Consider the following 18,498-nt stretch of genomic DNA (forward strand, 5'->3'; position numbering starts at 1 on the left):
CCATGGATCCCTCTCTGTTGACCCGCATGACCGCCGGCCAGCCCTATCCGCTCGGCGCCGTCAGCGATGGCCTGGGCGTGAACTTCGCCGTTTTCTCGGCCAACGCCACGCGCATCGAGGTGTGCGTGTTCGACAGCCGCGGCCGCAAGGAACTGCGCCGCTTCGACCTGCCGGAGTGCACCGACGAGATCTGGCACGGCTACCTGCCCGACGCCCAGCCCGGGCTGGTCTACGGTTTGCGGGCCCACGGCCCGTACGACCCGCGCAACGGCCATCGCTTCAATCCGCACAAGCTGCTGCTGGACCCGTACGCGCGCCAGCTGACCGGCCCCGTGAACTGGAGCGACGCGCTGTTCGGCTACCGCCTGAACCACGCCCGCGCCGACCTGACGATGGACCGGCGCGACAGCGCGCCCGCCATGCCCAAGGCGGTGGTCGCCGAGGACCTGCCCTTCAACTGGGGCAACAGCAAGCCCCCGCGCACCGGCTGGAGCGACAGCGTCATCTACGAAGTCCACCTGCGCGGCGCCTCGATGCAGCGCGAGGACCTGCGCCAGCCGCTGCGCGGCACCAGCGCCGCGCTGGCCGATCCCCGCTTCATCGAGCACCTGCAACGCCTGGGCGTCACCGCCGTCGAACTGCTGCCGGTGCACGCGTTCCTGCAGGACCGCTTCCTGCTCGAACGCGGACTGCGCAACTATTGGGGCTACAACACGCTGTCGTTCTTCGCGCCCGAACCCTCCTATCTACAGCACGGGCCCAACGACCTGCGCCAGGCCATCCGGCGGCTGCACGCGGCCGGCCTGGAGGTCATCCTGGACGTGGTCTACAACCATACCTGCGAAGGCAACGAGCTGGGCCCCACGCTGTCCTGGCGCGGCCTGGACAATGCCAGCTACTACCGCCTGGTTCCGGGCGAGGAACGCCACTACATCAACGACACCGGCTGCGGCAATACGGTCAACCTGTCGCACCCCCGGGTGCTGCAGATGGTGACCGACTCGCTGCGCTACTGGGTGCGTTCCTACGGCGTGGACGGCTTCCGCTTCGACCTGGGCGTCACCCTGGGGCGGGAAGGCACCGGCTTCGATCCCGGCTCGGGCTTCTTCGACGCCCTGCTGCAGGACCCGGAGCTGGCGCATGCCAAGCTCATTTCCGAGCCGTGGGACATCGGCCCGGACGGCTATCAGCTGGGCAACCATCCGCCCGGCTTCGCCGAATGGAACGATCGCTACCGCGATACGGTGCGGCGCTACTGGCGCGGGGACGACGGCCAGCGCGGCGACATGGCGGCCCGGCTGACCGGTTCGCGCGATGTATTCGACCGCCGCCACCGCCGCCCCTGGGCCAGCGTCAATTTCGTGGCCTCGCACGACGGCTTCACCGTGCGCGACGTGGTCAGCTACGACGGCCGGCACAACGAGGCCAACGGCGAAAACGGCGACGACGGCCATCCCGAGAACTACAGCAGCAACTGGGGCGAGGAAGGCCCGAGCACCGATGAAGCGGTGCTGGAGCGCCGCGCCCGCGTGCAGCGCGCGCTGCTGGCGACGCTGTGCCTGTCCGATGGCACCCCGATGCTGCTGGCCGGCGACGAATTCGGCAACAGCCAGGACGGCAACAACAACGCCTACTGCCAGGACAACCCGCTGTCCTGGCTGGACTGGACGCAGGCCCAAAGCGATGAAGGCCGCGCCTTGAGCCAGATGGTGGCGCGCGCGCTGGCGCTGCGGCGCGGCCACCCGGCGCTGCGCGCGGCCCGCTACGGCGATGCCGCGCGCGAGATCTGTCCGGGCGTGGCCGCCATCGACTGGTTCAACCCCGACGGCCACCCCATCGAACCGGCATCCTGGGAGGACGCCGGCGCCAAGGCCATGGCCCTGCGGCGCGCCGCCCTGCGCGAGGACGGCAGCGCCGACGTCACGCTGCTGCTGCTCAATCCGGGCAGCGAAGCGCAGCCGTTCACCCTGCCGTCGCCGACGCTGGCCTGGATACGCGAACTGGACTCGTCCGCGCCGGCCGCGGCGGCTCCGGTCCATGGCGCCGAAGTCACGGTGCAGGCCCAAAGCCTGCTGCTGCTGGCCGCCGCGCCCGTCCCCGGACAAGCATCATGAGCGCCTGGCCCGAACCTTTCTCCTTCGGCGCCCTGCCCTTGCCCGACGGCCGCACCCGCTTTCGCCTGTGGGCGCCGACGGCCGCGCCCGGGCTGGCGCTGGTGATCGAGGGACGCGCGCCCATCGCGCTGCACCCCGACGCGCAAGGCTACGCCCAGGTGGACGTCGATTGCGGCGCCGGCACGCGCTACCGCTATCGTCTCGGCGACGGCACCCTGGTGCCGGATCCCGCCTCGCGCCTGCAGCAGGACGACGTGCACGGCGCCAGCATCGTCACCGGCGCCGACGCCTACCCCTGGCGGCATCCGGGCTGGCGCGGGCGGCCATGGGAAGAGACCGTGCTGTACGAAGTCCACGCCGGGCTGGCGGGCGGCTACGCCGGCCTGCGCCAGCGCCTGCCGGCGCTGGCCGAACTGGGCGTCACCCTGCTCGAACTGATGCCGCTGGCGGACTTCCCCGGCCCCCGCAACTGGGGCTACGACGGCGTCCTGCCCTATGCGCCCGACACCGCCTACGGCTCTCCCGACGACCTGAAGGCGCTGATCGACAGCGCCCATGGTCTGGGCATGGGCGTCATGCTGGACGTGGTCTACAACCACTTCGGCCCGGATGGCAATTTCCTGGCCAGCTACGCCGCGCCATTCTTTCGCGACGATATCCAAACCCCCTGGGGCGCGGCCATCGATTTTCGCCAGGCGGCGGTGCGCCGCTATTTCGCCGAGAATGCCCTGCACTGGCTCGGCGAGTACCGTTTCGACGGCCTGCGGCTGGACGCGGTGCACGCCATCGCCGGCCATGGCTGGCTGGAGGAACTGGCGCAGCACGTGCGCGGCCAGTTGCCCGGACGCCACGTCCACCTGGTGCTGGAGAACGACGACAATCGCGCGTCGCTACTGCAGGCGGGCTACGACGCGCAATGGAACGACGACGCGCACCATGTCCTGCATCACCTGCTGACCGGCGAGTCCCAAGGCTACTACGCCGACTATGCGGCGCAGCCATCCGAGGCGCTGGCGCGCTGCCTGGAACAGGGCTGGCTCTATCAAGGCCAGCCCAGCGCCCACCGCGGCGGCCGGCCGCGCGGTGAACCCAGCGCCCATCTGCCGCCCACGGCCTTCGTCCTGTTCCTGCAGAACCACGACCAGACCGGCAACCGCGCCCACGGCGACCGCCTGACCCGGCTGGTGCCGTCGGCCGACCGGCTGCGCGCGGCGGTGGCGCTGCAATTGCTGTCGCCCCAAATCCCGCTGATCTTCATGGGCGAGGAAATCGGCAGCGAATCGCCGTTCCTGTATTTCACCAGCCACACGGATCCGGCCCTGGCGCAAGCGGTGCGCGAGGGCCGGCGGCGCGAGTTCTCGTCCTTTGCCGAATTCAGCGGCCCCGACGCCGCCACGCTGCCCGATCCCGATGATCCCGCCACCTACGCGCGCAGCCAGCCCTGGACTACGGAACAGGACGATGACGCCAAGACCTGGCTCACCTACTATCGCGCGCTGCTGCATTTGCGCCAGCGCGCGCTGACCCCGCGCCTGCGCGGCGCCGCCAGCCTGGGCGCGCTGGCACTAGGCGAACGCGGCGTGCATGCCCGCTGGCGCCTGGGCGATGGCGCGGTGTTGACGCTGTACGCCAACCTGGGCGCAGCGCCCGAACCCCTGCCGTCATCGTTGGCGCCCACCGGGGATTTTTCCGACCTGCTGTTCGAATCATTACCCGGCGCCCGTGCCGCGCTGGCCACGGGCAGCGTGTGCGGCGACAGCGCGGTGTACCTGCTGGAGGATGCCGCATGAGCGCCACGCTCTCGGCGCTGGCCATGGCCGCCGGCCTGGCCGAGCATTGGACCGACGCCCGCCAGCAGCCGCGCGCGGTCGCGCCTGACACCTTGCGCGCCCTGCTGCGCGCGATGGACCTGCCCGCCGACAGCGAGGCCGATATCCGCGACAGCCACGCGCGGCTGGCCGCGGCCCGCAGCCAGGCCCGGCTGCCCGCGATGATGGTCGCGGTAGCCGGGGGCAGGCTGCGGCTGCCGCCCGCCTGCGCCGGCGCCTACGAAATCAGCGCCGCGCATGCCCGCGCCCTGGCCGGCCACACCACCCCGGACGCGGCCGGCATGCCAGAACTCCTCCTGCCCACGGTGCCCGGCTACTACACGCTGGCGCTGCCGGGCGGCGTCACCACCCTGGCGGTGGCGCCGGCCAGCGCGCCGCCGCCCTCCCTGTTGCTGGACGAACCCGAGCCGCGCGCATGGGGCCTGGCCGCGCAGGTCTACAGCCTGCGGCGGCAGGCCGCCGATCCCGTCCAGGCGACCCACGGCTTCGGCGACTTCGGCGCCCTGCGCGACCTGGCCATCAGCGCCGGCGCGGCAGGCGCCGACGCGCTGGCCATGAGTCCGGTGCATGCCATGTTTGCCGCCGACCCCGGCCAATACAGCCCCTACTCGCCCTCCAGCCGGCTGTTCCTGAATACGCTGTACGCCGATCCCGCCGCCGTGCTCGGCGCCGAGGCCGTGCGCGCGGCGCTTGCGCGCATGGGGCCGGCGGCGCAACAGGCGCTGCACGCGCTGGAACAACGCGACCTGATCGATTGGCCCCAGGCCGCGCGGGCGCGCCAGCGGCTGTTGCGCGAGTTGCACCGCGGTTTCCAGCAGACCGCCACCGCGGACCAGCGCCAGGCGCTGCAGGCATTCTGCCGCGCCGGCGGCCAGGACCTGCGCGACCACGCGCTGTTCGAGGCGTTGCACGAGAACCTTGCGCAACTGCCCGGCGCGCCGCGCAGCTGGACCGCCTGGCCCGACGGGCTGCGCGACCCGCGCTCGAACGAGACCCGCGGCTTCGCCCAGGCGCAGGCGGGTGAACTGGATTTTCATCAATTCACGCAATGGCTGGCCGCCGTCAGCCTGTCGCAGGCGCAGCAGGCAGCCCGTGGCGCCGGCATGCGCATCGGCTTGATAGCGGACCTGGCGATCGGCGCCAGCCCCGCCGGCAGCCACGCCTGGAGTCACCAGGCCGACCTGATGCGGCGCGCCGGCGTGGGCGCCCCGCCCGATATCCACAACCCCTTGGGCCAGGCCTGGGGCCTGACCGCCCTGTCGCCCCAGGCGCTGCGGGAATCGGGCTACGCCGCCTTCATTGCCCTGTTGCGCGCCGGCCTGGCGCAGGCGGGCGGACTGCGCATCGACCATATCCTGGGCATGGCGCGCCTGTGGCTGATTCCGGACGGGGCGGCGGCGGCCGACGGCGCCTATCTGCGTTATCCGCTGCGCACGCTGCTGCGCCTGACGGCGCTGGAAGCCTGGCGCCACCGGGCGCTGATGATCGGCGAGAACCTGGGCACCGTGCCCGAGGGCTTCGACGACGCGCTGCGCGAACACGGCCTGCTGGGCATGGACGTGCTGTGGTTCATGCGCGAAGCGTCCGCGGCGCGCTCGCCCGCCGCGTTCACGGCGCCGGGCGCCTGGCCCGCGCAGGCCGCCGCCATGACCACGACCCATGACCTGCCCACGCTGGAAGGCTGGTGGCGCGGCCGCGACATCGACTGGCGCGCGGACCTCGATCTTCTGAGCCCGCAGGAAAGCGCGGCCGACCTGCGCGCCGCGCGCGCCGCCGATCGCGAAAGCTTGTGGCAGGCCGTGCGCGCGCATGCCCACCAGCCGCCCGAACCCGCGCCGGAACAGGTCCCTGCGGCTACGCTGCTGGCCTATGTGGCGGCGGCGCCGTGCCCCTTGGCCCTGGTGCCGCTGGAAGACGCCACCGGCATGGTCGACCAGCCCAATCTGCCGGGCGCCGACAGCCGCCATCCCAACTGGCGCCAGCGCCAGCCGCTGGCCGCCGCCGATTGCCTGGAGGCGCCCGCCGCGCGCGAACGGCTGGCGCCGCTACGGTCCCTGAGAGGGCGCAAGCCATGAACGACGCCAACCCGTCCGCCACGCGCGCGCCCTTGCGCCCGCGCGCCACCGCCCGCCTGCAGCTGCATGCCGGCTACACCCTGGACGACGCGCGCGACCAGGTCGCCTACCTGGCCGACCTGGGCATCAGCCACCTGTACCTGTCGCCCATCACGCGCGCGCGCGCCGGCTCGACCCACGGCTACGATGTCATCGACCATGGCCAGGTCAGCCCGGAACTGGGCGGCGAGGCCGCCCTTCGGCGCCTGGCGGACGAGGCCCGCGCCCACGGCATGGGATTGATCGCCGACATCGTGCCCAACCACATGGCCGCCGACGTCTCCAACCCCTGGTGGGCCGACGTGCTGCGCTACGGCGAACGCAGCCCCCATTCGCGCTGCTTCGACATCGACTGGCGCGCCCCCGACCCCGCCCTGCGCGGCAAGGTATTGCTGCCGGTGCTGCCCGATCCGTACGGCGAATGCCTGGATGCCGGCGCCATCGTCCTGGCGCACGACCGCGCCCAGGGTTACACCATCGTGGTGGGCGGCCAGCGCTATCCCCTGGCCGAAGCGCCCTTGCCGGTGCAAAGCCCCGCGCGCACGTGCGCCGCGCATGCGCCGGACACAATGCCCGGCCGGCGCCGCCTGCACCAGTTGCTGGAACGCCAGCATTACCGCCTGGCCTGGTGGCGCACCGCGCCCGACCAGATCAACTGGCGGCGCTTCTTCGAAATCCACGAGCTGGTTGGCGTGCGGGTCGAGGACGACGTCGTATTCGACGCCGTGCACGCCCTGCCCCTGCGCCTGTACCGCGAAGGCCTGCTCGACGGGCTGCGTATCGACCACATCGACGGCCTGGCCGCGCCGGGCGCCTACCTGCGCCGGTTGCGCGCGGCGCTGGCCCAGGCGGCGCCGGCGCGCGCGCAGGCCGGCCTGGCCACCGAACCCTATCTGGTCGTGGAAAAGATCCTGGCCGATGACGAGCGCATCGACCCGCGCTGGGCGACCGACGGCACCACCGGCTATGACTTCATGGACCAGGTCGGCGCGCTGCTGCACGCGCCGGCCGCGCGTGAACCGCTGGCGCAATTCTGGCAGGCCCTGAGCGGCGACACCCGGACGCCGTCGGCGCAGCTGCGCGGCGCCCGCGAACTCATGCTGGCGCGCCACTTCGCCGCCGAACGGCTGGTGCTGGTACGCGCGCTGACGCGCGTGGCGCGCCTGGACCTGCGCACCCGCGACTGGGCCGCGCCGGCGATCGATCGCGCCGTGACGGCCTTGCTGGCGGCGTTTCCCGCGTACCGCAGCTACGCGGAGGACGGCGGGCGCGGCGGCGCCGACGCGAGCCATTGGCGCGCGGCGCGGGCCGCCGCCGGCAGCGCGCTGGGGGCCGCCCCCGGCAGCCCCGACGACCGCCTGCTGCGCCTGCTGGACCAATGGCTGGACGGCGCGCCCGGCCAGCCCCAGGACGAGAACGCGGCCAACGCCGTGCGCAACGCGCGCGCCCGCGCCCTGCGCCACTTCCAGCAGCTGACGCCGCCGCTGGCCGCCAAGGCGCTGGAAGACACGCTGTTCTACCGCTACGGCCCGCTGCTCTCGCGCAACGAGGTTGGCGCCAGTCCCGCGCGCTTCGCGCTGCAGCCCGAAGCCTTTCTCGACGCCTGCACCGCGCGGGCCGCCAGCCATCCCGACGCCATGCTGGCCACCGCCACCCACGACCACAAACGCGGCGAAGACAGCCGCTGCCGCCTGGCGGCGCTGAGCGAAATCCCGCAGGACTGGATCGCCACCGCCCGCGACTGGATCGAACGCCTGCCCGCCCGCGACGGCATGCCCACGCGCGCCGACCGCTATCTGTTGCTGCAGACGCTGGTCGGCGCCTGGCCGCTCGACCTTGCGCCCGATGATATCGCCGCCCGTCCCGACGCGGTCGGCGCCTACCTGGCGCGCGTGGCGCAGTGGCAGGTGAAGGCCCTGCGCGAGGCCAAGTTGCACACGCGCTGGACCGCGCCCGACGCCCCCTATGAAGACGCCGCCGCGCAAGCGCTCGACGCCCTGTCGACGACTACCGACGGCCAGGCGCTGTTGCGCGAGATCGCCGCCTATGCGCTGCGGCTGGCGCCCGCCGGGCTGATCAACAGCCTGGCCCAGACCCTGCTGCGCAATACCCTGCCCGGCGTGCCCGACCTGTACCAGGGCGCCGACCTGTGGGATTTCAGCCTGGTCGATCCCGACAATCGCCGGCCGGTCGACTATGCCGGGCGCGCGGCCCTGCTGGCCGCCGCGCCACGCGGCGACGCCGCCATCGACACCGGCGCCGCCGCATGGCGCAGCGGCGCGGTCAAGCAGGCGCTGATCCAGCGCGCGCTGGCCCTGCGCGCGCGCCATCCCGCGCTATTGCGCGACGGCACGCTGCAAGCCGTTGCCGCGCAGGGACCGCGCGCGCAACATGTGCTGGCCTTCCTGCGGCGCCATGAGGACCAGGCCATGCTGGTCGTCGTGCCGCGCCTGTGCGCCACGGCGATCGCCGGCTATGCGCGGGCCGACGCCGCGACGGCCAGCGCCCATTGGTCCGGCACTCGCCTGCTGCCGCCGGACGATATGCCGCGCCCGCTGCTGGAGCTGCTGTCGTCGCGGCATGCCGATACGGCCTGGGACCTGGCCGACCTGCTGCGCGATAGCCCCGTCGCGTTATGCGTGATTGCAAAGTAACCCCTGTCCACGCAACAGATGCTCGCACTTGCAACAGGACATGGCATGAATGGCAACGACGCCCCCGCCGGGCGTATGCTCGTAGGCGCAGTGCCGGGCGCGATACGCCCGAAGCAGTGCGCCCAAAAGCGATAAACCGGCAGGGGACATGCCTCTTTTCCATTCCGATGGCGGACGCGCCATGGCCCCCGCGCATCCGGAGAGGAGAAGACAGTTGGCAAACACCCCCAATACCGAACTCAAGGGCGGCCTGAAATCCCGCCACCTCACGATGATGTCCATCGCCGGCGTGATCGGCGCGGCGCTGTTCGTCGGCTCCGGCAAGCAGATCGCCCTGGCCGGCCCCGCCGTCATCCTGGCCTATGTCGGCGGCGGCATACTGGTCATCCTGGCCATGCGCATGCTGGGCGAGATGGCGGTGGCGCAGCCGGACACCGGCTCGTTCTCGACCTATGCCGATCGCGCCATCGGACGCTGGGCGGGCTTCACCATCGGCTGGCTCTACTGGTACTTCTGGGCCCTGCTGATGGGCTGGGAGGCCTACGTCGCCGGGCAGATCCTGCACGGCTGGTTCCCGCTGGTGCCGGCCTGGGGCTATGCGCTCCTGGTGACCGTGTCGCTGCTGGTCGTCAACTTCCTGAACGTGCGCAACTACGGCGAATTCGAATTCTGGTTCGCGCTCGTCAAGGTGGTGGCCATCGTGCTGTTCCTGGTCATGGGCAGCCTGGCGCTGGCGCACCTGTGGCCGTGGGGCGACGCCAAGGGATGGAGCCACCTGACCAGCCAGGGCTTCATGCCCAACGGCCCGAAGTCCGTGGTGGTGGCCCTGCTGGGCGTGATGTTCGCCTTCATCGGCGCCGAGATCGTCACCGTGGCCGCCGCCGAATCGGCCGACCCGGGCCGCGAGATCATCAAGACCACGCGCTCGGTGGTGTGGCGCATCTGCCTGTTCTACGTGGGGTCGATCTTCATCGTGGTCTGCCTGGTGCCGTACAACGCGCCGGGCCTCACGCAGCCGACCCAGGGCACCTACAACGTCGCGCTCGACGCGCTGGGCATCCCGCACGCGCAACTCATCGTCAACTTCATCGTGCTGACCTCGGTATGCAGCTGCTTCAATTCGGCGCTGTACACCGCCTCGCGCATGCTCTATTCGCTCGCCCGGCGCGGCGACGCCCACCGCGTCATGCAGATCACCGGACGCAAGACCGGCACGCCGTATGTGGGCGTGCTCATCTCCAGCCTGTTCGCCTTCGCCGCGGTCTGGATGATGGCCACCTCGAAGATGGACGTCTATGACGTCCTGATGCAGGCCACGGGCACCATCGCGCTGTTCGTCTACCTGGCCATCGCCTTCTCGCAGCTGCGCATGCGCCAGCGCCTGCAGGCGCGCGGCGTGAGGCTGGAGTTCAGGATGTGGCTGTTCCCGTGGCTGACGTACGCGGTGATCGTCTGCATTGTCGCAGCGCTCGTCACCATGGTGATCGAAGGCACCTACCGCAACGAAGTGGTCTACACCTCGATCCTGGCGGCCGTCATCGTCGCCATGGGCATCGTCGCGCAGGTGTTCGGCATCGGCACGCGCGCCCGGGCCGAAGCGGAACTGGCGCCGGCGGGAGCCGAGTAGGCCGCCAGCCCCAATCCCCGGCCCATTGACCGGCCCCGGCGCCGGTCAATGGGGTCGGGGCGCGCCATATCTGCGGGACCTAGGCCGACTGCAACACCTTGACCGCCAAATCGGGCGCGCGCTCGACGATTCTGAGTAAAGCGATAGCGGGGCCGGTGGGACTTCTGTGTCGTTGTTCCCAATTCTGAAGCGTACGCTTACTGACGTGGATGGCTGCAGCAAAATCGGCTTGCGACATCTGGACGCGTTCGCGGATTGCGCGAACATCGATGGGCTCCAGCTTGGTGACGCGTCCGGGCGCCAGCTGTCCCCTGCGAATCGCCCGTGCCTGATCCAGGCTTTCGCTCAACATTTCAAACACGGACGGCTGCACCGCATTTGTCTGGATTTTCTTGCCCATATCAAAGTTCCTTCACTTTCGCGGCCAGGATGGCGGTCTCTTCCGGAGAGAGCGCATCCTTGCGTGACTTGGGGTAGGCGAGAAGCATGTAGATCGTGTGGTCCCGGGACATCCAGTAGTAGATCGCACGGATGCCACCGCTTTTCCCCGATCCTTTCCGACCATAGCGCAATTTGCGGATCCCTGCGCCACCTTTGAGGAGCGCGCCACGCTGAGGATCTTCAATCAGGAGATTCTGCAGGCCCCGATATTCGTCGTCGGAAAGCAGCGTGGCGATCTGCTTGGTGAACAACGGTGTTTCTATGAATTCCATTGCCATTTTATACGTCAATGACGTATTTTCAAATCCGATGCAAGCACGAGGCGGATGTCACCTCATCACTCCACCAGACTGCCACAATCTTTCCCTGCGAGCGCTCGCGCGGGGCCTTCCCGGCAGGTCGTTTCCGTCACTGCGTCGTGAAATGCCGGGCGCCGAGGCGCCCTACCCGCCCGAATCCGGCTTGAAATCCATTGCCTTCATGGCTGCGCCCAGCGCCTGCGGCGTGTAGTCGTCCCAGGGCGCGTCGCCGACATCCAGGCGCGTGTGGATGTTGGCGATGGTCCACTGGTCGCTGGCCCGGACCTCGTCCAGCTCGTCCCAGGCCAGCGGCACCGACACGCCCATGCCCGGCCGCGCGCGCGCCGACCAGGCTGCCACCGTCGTGGCGCCGAAGCCGTTGCGCAGGTAATCGGCGAAGATCCGACCGACGCGGTTCTTCGGCCCGCTCTTGGCCACGAACACCTGCGGCAGCGTGCGCGCCAGGTGTTGCACGATGGCCTGCGAGAACGCCTTGACCGTGTCCCAGTCGTATTGCCGGCGCAGCGGCACCACCACGTGCAGGCCCTTGCCGCCGCTGGTCTTGAGCCAGCTGCGCAAACCGATTTCGCGCAGCATCACGTGGACCAGCCGCGCCGCCTGCTGCATCGACGGCCAGGCCACGCCTTCGCCCGGGTCCAGGTCGAACAGCATGCGGTCGGGCTTGTCGATCGCGCTTTTCACCGCGTTCCAGGTGTGGAACTCGACCACGTTCATCTGCGCCGCCGACATGATCGCCTGCGGCGTCGGGACCTCCATCAAGGGCGGATGATCCGGGTCCAGTTCCTGCGGCAGCGGCCGCACGCCCGGCATCGGCGCCTCCAGGTGCTTCTGGAAAAAGAACTCGCCCTTCAGGCCGGACGGGGCGCGCAGAAAGGAAACGGGCCGGTCCTTCAGGTGCCGCAGCAGCAGCGGCGCCACCAGCCCGTCGTAACGCGCCAGGTCCAGCTTGGTCAGCCCCGTGGACGGATCGATGATGCGTTCCGGGTGGGTCAGCTTGCCGGCGCCTGGCTTGGCCTTGCCCGCCTTGGCTTTGCCAGTCCTGGCGTTGCCGGGCTTGGCTTTGCCTGGCTTGGCTTTGCCGGCCTTGCCGGCCGCATTGTCGGACTGCATCGTATCGGCCCCCATCGCCGCCTCCCTGGTGATCGCCCGCGCCGGCTTGTCGGTGCGCAAGCCGCGGAACACGGGATGGCGCACATGCCCCGAAGCGGTCCATTCGCCGAACGACACTTCCGCCACCAGCTCGGGCCGCACCCAATGGACGCCGCGGCCAATGCCGGCCGCCTTGACGGCGGGCCGCTCCGTTTCCAGGGCGCTCAGGCGGCGTTGCAGCGCCGCCAGGCCCATGTCGTCAAAGCCGGTGCCGACCTTGCCGGCGTAGACCAGCCCGCCGTCCTCGTCGTGGTACGCCAGCAGCAGCGCGCCCAGCCCCACCCGCGCGCCCTTGGGATCGGTATAGCCGGCAATGACGAATTCCTGCCGGCGGGCGCACTTGAGCTTGACCCAGCTGTCGCTGCGGCGCGATACGTAGGGCGCCGACAGGCGCTTGGCGATGATTCCCTCCAGCCCCATCTTGCAGGCCGAGGCCACCAGGTCCGCCGGCGCCGCGTCGAAGGCTTCGCTAAAGCGCAGCGGATCGCCGCCGGCGGCCTCCATCACCCGCGCCAGCACCGCGCGGCGCACGCGCAGCGGCTCCTGGCGCAGGTCGCGGCCGGTGACGTAGGGCAGGTCGAACGCGTAGAACAGAATGCCGTCGGTGCGTTCGCCGTCGAAGGCATTCTGCAGCGCCTGGAAGCTGGGCGCGCCGTTGTCGGCCAGCATCACGATCTCGCCGTCGATCCAGGCGTCGGGCAGCGGCAGGCGCTGCAGCGCCCGCACCAGGTGCGGCAGCTTCGGCCCCCAGTCATGGCCGTTGCGCGTGTACAGGCGCACCTGGCCGTCCCGCAGCCGCGCCAGCAGACGGTAGCCGTCGAACTTCATCTCGTAGATCCAGTCATCGCCGGCCTGGCGCGGCACGCCTTCCACCAGCGTGGCCAATTGCGGCTTGAGCAGCTCCGGCAAGGGCGCAGCCTCGCCCGGCAGGCCCGCCGCCCCGGCGTCCGACGACGGCGGCGCGGACGATGACGGCGATGCTGACAGCGATGCGGCCGCATCCGGCCGCGCCCCGGGCGCCGCGGCGGGCACGGCCCGCGCGCCCGTCCGCGGCGGCGTGGCCACGCTGTCGGGCTGCTCGTCCACCACGCTGAATTCGCTTTCGGCGCGGGCGTGTTCGTCGCGGTCCTTGACCAGCAGCCAGGGCGGCTGCTTTTCCGACTCGCGGCCCTTCATGCGGATCAGCGCCCAGCGTCCGCGCATCTTGACGCCATGCAGGTCGAACTTGAGATGGCCGCGCCGGTAGCCGTCGGCCGGATCGCCCACCGGCGCCCAGGTGCCCCGGTCCCAGATGATCACCTTGCCGGCGCCGTACTGGCCCTTGGGGATCTCACCCTCAAAGCGATTGTAGGCAATGGGATGGTCCTCCACCTGCACGGCCATGCGCTTGACCGACGGGTCATAGCTGGGCCCCTTGGGCACGGCCCAGCTCTTCATGGCGCCATCCAGTTCCAGCCGGAAGTCGTAGTGCAGGCGGCTGGCCCAGTGCTTCTGGATCACGAAGGCGCGCGCCGCCTCGTTGGCCTGGCCGCCTTCGGCCGGCTCCGACGTCACATTGAAATTGCGCTTGGCGCGGTACTTCGCCAGGGTATCGGCCATGGTCACGCCGCCTTGCGGGTCTTGGCCGCCTTGGCGCCCGCCGCTTTCTTCTTCGCCGGCCGGGCGGCTGCCTTCTTCGCGGTCTTCTTCGCCGCGGCCTTGCCCTTGGCCGTCGAATTGCCCGTTCCATTCCCCGCCCCGTTCGCGGCCTTCCCGGAGGAGCGTCCCTTCAGGCTGCGTTGCAGCAGTTCGGTCAGGTCGATGACATTATCGGCATAGGCGGGCGTTTCCTCCCGCGGCTCGATCACCGTCTCGGTCTTGCCGGCCTTGACCTTGCGGGCCACCAGGTCCATGACCGCGGCCTTGAATTCGTCCTTGTACTGTTCCGGATCCCACTGGCCCGACATGTCGTCCACCAGCATGCGCGCCATCTTCAGCTCGCTGGCGCTGGGCGCGAAGGCCTTGGCGCCCGCCTTGGGCAGGTCCAGGTCCTCGGTGGACTTGACCTCGTCGCCCCAGCGCATCAGGTTCAGCACCAGCGCATCGCCCGACGGAATGAGCGCGGCCAGGTGCTGCTTGGTCTGGATCACCACCTTGGCGATGCCGATCTTGCCGGCCTTGGCCAGCGTGTCGCGCAGCAAGGCATACACCTTCTGGCCCTTGTTGATCGGCGCCACGTAATAGGGCCGCTCCAGGTACACGAACGACACCTCGCCGGCATCCACGAACTGCTGGATCTCGATGGTCTGCGTGGTGCGCGGGTAGGCCTCGGCGATCTCGTCCGGGGAAATGATGACGTACTGGCCGTCCTCGTATTCCACGCCCTTGACGATATTGTCCTTGTCGATTTCCTTGCCGGTGCGCTTGTTGATGCGCTTGTAGCCGACCGGGTCCATCGAACGCTTGTCGAGCCAGTCGAAATCCACGCCCGATTCAGTCGTCGCCGTGTGCAGCCCCACCGGGATATGCACCAGCCCGAATGAAATCGCCCCTTTCCAGATGGTTCGCGTCGCCATGATGCCGCTCTCCCGCGGGGCGCCATTGCCGCCCCGTCCACTGTATCGGTTGACCGCCTGCATGCCAGGGATCGTGGCTGCCGCGCACGCCCCAGGCACCAGCATAAGCGAGCTTCGCAGCAATTGGCGTGCCCGCGCGGCATTGGCCCGGCCGGCCCCGCCGGCACGCCAATTGCTGCGCCCGCCGGCATCGCCTGTGGAAGCCTGCGGATGAACACCATCGAGCGCGTCGCCCTGTTCATGCACGAACACCAATTGACCCTGGTCACCGCGGAGTCCTGCACCGCCGGGCTGATCGCGGCCACCCTGGCCGACATTCCCGGCGCGGGCGGCCTGCTCGACTGCGCCTTCGTGGTGTACTCGGTGGCGGCCAAGCGGCGCTGCCTGGGCGTGCCGCAATCGACGCTGGCGCGCCACAACCTCACCAGCGAAGCCGTGGCGCGCGACATGGCGCTGGGCGCGGCCCGCAAGAGCCCCGCCAACGTCGCGGTCGCCAACACCGGCGTCACCGACGCCACCGACGACCGCATTCCCGCCGGCACGCAGTGCTACGCCTGGGTCTTCAAGACGGGACCGGCCGACGCCAGCCCCATCGTCTACACCGCGACACGCCAGTTCAGCGGCAGCCGCAACCAGATCCGCCAGGCCAGCGCCGAATTCGCGCTGCAAGGCATCGTCGAGCACTTCCTGCGGCATCATGCGGCCCGGCCGAAAGGCCGCGGCGCATGACGGCTGGCCCGGCGCCACGGCCGGCGGTCAACGCGCCGCGCGCAGCTTCTTCCACAGGGTCGTGCGCGAAATGCCCAGCTTTTTCGCCGCCTCGCCCAGGTGCCCGCCGGTTTCGGCGATGGTCCGCTGGATCGCGCGCAGCTCGGCGTCGCCCCGCAACGCCGCCAGGTCCGCCGCCGGCGCCAGGCGACGCTCGGGGAACAGGTCGCTGGCCGACAGCATGGCGCCGTCCGCCATGACCACCGCGCGGGCGATGCGGTTGCGCAATTCCCGGACGTTGCCGGGCCAATCGTGCGTGTCCAGCGCATACAGCGCGTCGGCCGACAGCGTCATGGCGCCCGCTTGCGCCTGTTCATCCAGCAGGGCGCGCGCCAGCGGCGCGATCGCCCCTGGCCGGGCCCGCAGCGGCGGCAGCGCCAGCCGCGCCACTGCCAGCCGGTAATAGAGGTCGGCGCGAAAGCCGCGCCCAGCCACCGCCTGTTCCAGGTCGATGCTGGCGCTGGCCATGATGCGGCAACCCATCCGCCGGCTGGCCGCGTCGCCCAGCGGCCGGTATTCGCCGTTTTCCAGCACGCGCAGCAGCGCGGACTGGGCCCTGGGGGCAAGCTCGGCCACTTCATCCAGATACAGGGTGCCCTCGGCGGCCTGCTGGAAAAAGCCGTCGCGGGCCGCGCCCGCGCCGCTGAAGGCGCCCTTGGCGTGGCCGAACAGCAGGCTTTCGGCCAGTTCCTCGGGCACCGAGGCGCAATTGACGGCCACGAACGGCCCCGCCGCGAACGCCGAGCGCGCATGCGCATAGCGCGCGGCGCGGTCCTTGCCCGCGCCGGTCTCGCCTTCCAGCAACAACGGCAGGGCGCTGGCCGCCAGGCGCTCGAGCGCGTGGGCCAGCGGGCTTTCGGGGTCGTCGGGCAGGAAGGGATTGTCGCGCACGTCCACCGCCGCGCCATCGGGGTGCGCCGCGATAACGGCACGCATGCGCGCCACCAGCGCATCGGTATCGTAGGGCTTGGTCAGGTAGTCGTTGGCGCCCGCCGCCACCAGCCGCACCGCCTGGGCGATGTCGCCATAGGCCGTGGCGAACACCACGGTGGCGCGCGCCAAGTACGGGATCAGGCGCCGGTAGAGATCCTCGCCCGAGCCGTCCGGCAGGCGGATGTCGGCCAGCACGAAAGCCGGCCGCTGGCGCGAGCGGCGGAACCATTCCACCGCCTGCGCGCAGCTCTGCACCCATTGCGCCCGCATGCCCTCCAGCCGCAAGCGCTGCAGCAGCGCGCCGCCCAGCACCGGGTCATCCTCGATCAACAACACCTGGGTATCGTTCACAGCGTTTGCCCTTCGCGTGGTAAAGGAATGCGCACGGAAATGCGCGTGTCCTGGCCGCGGCTGCACACCCGCGCCCGCCCGCCCAGGCCCGCCACCAGGCCGGCGACGATGCCCAGCCCCATGCCGTCGCCGCCCGAGGGCTCGCCGGCCAACGCGGCGCGGGCCTGCGGCGGCAGGCCCGCGCCGCGGTCGGCCACGTGCAAGGCCAGGGCGCCCGCATGCGCGCGCGCCACGATCCGCACCGGACTCCCGGGCGGCGCGGCCTGCACGGCGTTGAGCACCAGGTTCAGCAACACCTGCCGCACCGGCCCCGCCGGCAAGGGCAGCGTGTCCGGCCCCATCCCGGCGCAGGCCAGCGACACCTCGACGCCGGCCCGGCCGGCCTGCGCCGCCACCAGCAGGCGCACGTCTTCCACATCGGCCTGCCGCAAGCGCGCGTCGCCCGGCCGGAAGGTGCGCAGGCTGGCGTCCACCACCGCCTGCAGCGCTTCCACGCCGCGATCGATGAATCCCAGCGATTCCTGCCGCACCTCGGCGCGCTCGCCGAACTGCCGCAGGGTCTGCACGGCGGTGCGCAATCCGCCCAGCGGGTTGCGCACTTCGTGCGCCAGCGCTGCCGACATGCGGCCCAGCACCGCTTCGCGCTCGATGTGGGCGTGCCGCCGCGCCAGGGCCTCGCGCTCGCGCACGCTCTCGGCCATCCAGTTGTAGGCCGCCAGCAGTTCGCGCAACTCCGGGTCGCGGGTGCGCACGTCCATCGTGCGGGGCCGGTCCGCGCGCGCCGCCCGCAAAGCCTGGGTCAACGAGATGATGGGGCGCTGCAGGCGCCGCGCCATGCCGTAGCACAGCGCCGCCCCCAGCACGCCGATGGCCAACCCGACCAGCCCCAGCTCGAGCGCGAGTCCGCGCCGCTGCGACAGGAAATCGCTCACGTCCAGGTTGGCGACCACGGTCCCCAGTTCGGGGCGCGCGCTGTCCAGCAGCCGCCAGGTCCAGACGCCTTCCGAGCGCAGGCTGACCCGGCTGCCAGGGGTCTCGCGCAGCAGGGCCAGCGGCACCGGTTCGACTTCGGGATAGCGCGCCACGTGCGCCAGCATGCGGCCATCGGCGGCCACCACCGCAAGCGTCCGGTCGACCACGCCCAGGTGCGTATCCAGCGCGCGGTTCAACACCTCCGTCATCTGCTCGCCATCGCCGGCACGCACGGCCGGCAGGATGGCGGCGGACAGGCCATCCAGGTAGACCTGTCCCAGGTTGGAAATCTGCGTGTCGAACTGACGCGACAGACCATGCAGCGCCAGCGATATCAACGTGGCGGAGATGGCCAGGAACAACAGGGAAACCGCCAGCGGGATACGCGCGGTGAGCGGCAAGCGAAACATGATCGACGGCGTCGGACGGCAAAACGAGATTATGCCGTGGCAGCAAGGGCCCACCAATGTGCAAGATTTCGCAAGCGCGCCGATGCTCGGCAAAAAGCGTGCCGGCCGGGCGGTTGCGCCCGATTTCTCGCCTAGATGTTCAGCTTTGCGAACATCGGCGTCTGCGATCGTTCACCTTTCCAGACACCCGCCGCGCCGCGCGCGCCGGACTCATGGTTATCCCGCAATACAGCGGCTGCCGGACGAAAGCAGAATGCAAGC

12 protein-coding genes are annotated in these 18,498 nt (G+C 70.5%); 6 read left to right on the plus strand and 6 right to left on the minus strand.

Annotated features, from left to right (window positions below; genetic code table 11):
* Window positions 1-2 precede the first annotated feature (2 nt).
* From glgX to ACUTAG_RS04400, 5 genes are all read left to right on the plus strand, one after another.
* Window positions 3-2,114, plus strand: coding sequence for a glycogen debranching protein GlgX (gene glgX / locus ACUTAG_RS04380; protein ID WP_437257458.1), 2,112 nt, complete (start codon window positions 3-5; stop codon window positions 2,112-2,114).
* Complete coding sequence (gene treZ, locus ACUTAG_RS04385; protein WP_020928734.1) at window positions 2,111-3,904, plus strand: malto-oligosyltrehalose trehalohydrolase; 1,794 nt, start codon at window positions 2,111-2,113, stop codon at window positions 3,902-3,904. Before glgX ends, treZ begins: the two co-directional genes overlap by 4 nt.
* A complete protein-coding gene (gene malQ / locus ACUTAG_RS04390; protein WP_148318549.1) occupies window positions 3,901-6,018 on the plus strand; it encodes a 4-alpha-glucanotransferase in 2,118 nt (705 codons plus the stop codon). Before treZ ends, malQ begins: the two co-directional genes overlap by 4 nt.
* Window positions 6,015-8,711 (plus strand): malto-oligosyltrehalose synthase, encoded by a 2,697-nt coding sequence (gene treY, locus ACUTAG_RS04395; RefSeq protein ID WP_148318547.1) that lies wholly within the window; start codon window positions 6,015-6,017, stop codon window positions 8,709-8,711. Before malQ ends, treY begins: the two co-directional genes overlap by 4 nt.
* A 181-nt stretch (window positions 8,712-8,892) precedes the next feature.
* Window positions 8,893-10,338 (plus strand): amino acid permease, encoded by a 1,446-nt coding sequence (locus ACUTAG_RS04400; RefSeq protein WP_148318668.1) that lies wholly within the window; start codon window positions 8,893-8,895, stop codon window positions 10,336-10,338.
* A gap of 79 nt (window positions 10,339-10,417) precedes the next feature.
* On the opposite strand, the gene nadS is transcribed toward ACUTAG_RS04400, so the two are convergent.
* The 4 genes from nadS to ku form a co-directional block, all read right to left on the minus strand.
* A complete protein-coding gene (nadS, locus tag ACUTAG_RS04405; protein WP_047991369.1) occupies window positions 10,418-10,738 on the minus strand; it encodes a NadS family protein in 321 nt (106 codons plus the stop codon).
* 1 nt (window position 10,739) lies between these two features.
* Window positions 10,740-11,051, minus strand: coding sequence for a type II toxin-antitoxin system RelE/ParE family toxin (locus ACUTAG_RS04410; protein ID WP_026383296.1), 312 nt, complete (start codon window positions 11,049-11,051; stop codon window positions 10,740-10,742).
* Window positions 11,052-11,222: 171 nt separating this feature from the next.
* Window positions 11,223-13,847 carry a DNA ligase D gene (ligD, locus tag ACUTAG_RS04415; protein WP_148318546.1) on the minus strand — a complete coding sequence of 875 codons (2,625 nt, stop codon included), beginning with the start codon at window positions 13,845-13,847 and terminating at the stop codon, window positions 11,223-11,225.
* 2 nt (window positions 13,848-13,849) lie between these two features.
* Entirely contained in the window at window positions 13,850-14,803 is a 954-nt protein-coding gene (gene ku / locus ACUTAG_RS04420) for a non-homologous end joining protein Ku (RefSeq protein ID WP_076467831.1), read from the minus strand.
* Window positions 14,804-15,013: 210 nt separating this feature from the next.
* Between ku and ACUTAG_RS04425 the strand changes: the two genes are divergently transcribed.
* Window positions 15,014-15,532, plus strand: a complete 519-nt coding sequence (locus tag ACUTAG_RS04425; protein WP_024069748.1) for a CinA family protein — start codon at window positions 15,014-15,016, stop codon at window positions 15,530-15,532.
* Between the two features lie 27 nt (window positions 15,533-15,559).
* Here the strand turns inward: ACUTAG_RS04425 and ACUTAG_RS04430 are convergent, their stop codons facing one another.
* Window positions 15,560-16,855 (minus strand): sigma-54-dependent transcriptional regulator, encoded by a 1,296-nt coding sequence (locus ACUTAG_RS04430; RefSeq protein ID WP_148318544.1) that lies wholly within the window; start codon window positions 16,853-16,855, stop codon window positions 15,560-15,562.
* Entirely contained in the window at window positions 16,852-18,237 is a 1,386-nt protein-coding gene (locus tag ACUTAG_RS04435; protein ID WP_024069750.1) for a sensor histidine kinase, read from the minus strand. Before ACUTAG_RS04435 ends, ACUTAG_RS04430 begins: the two co-directional genes overlap by 4 nt.
* Window positions 18,238-18,498 lie beyond the last annotated feature (261 nt).

It is taken from the genome of Achromobacter sp. CSND-B12, from assembly GCF_052906545.1.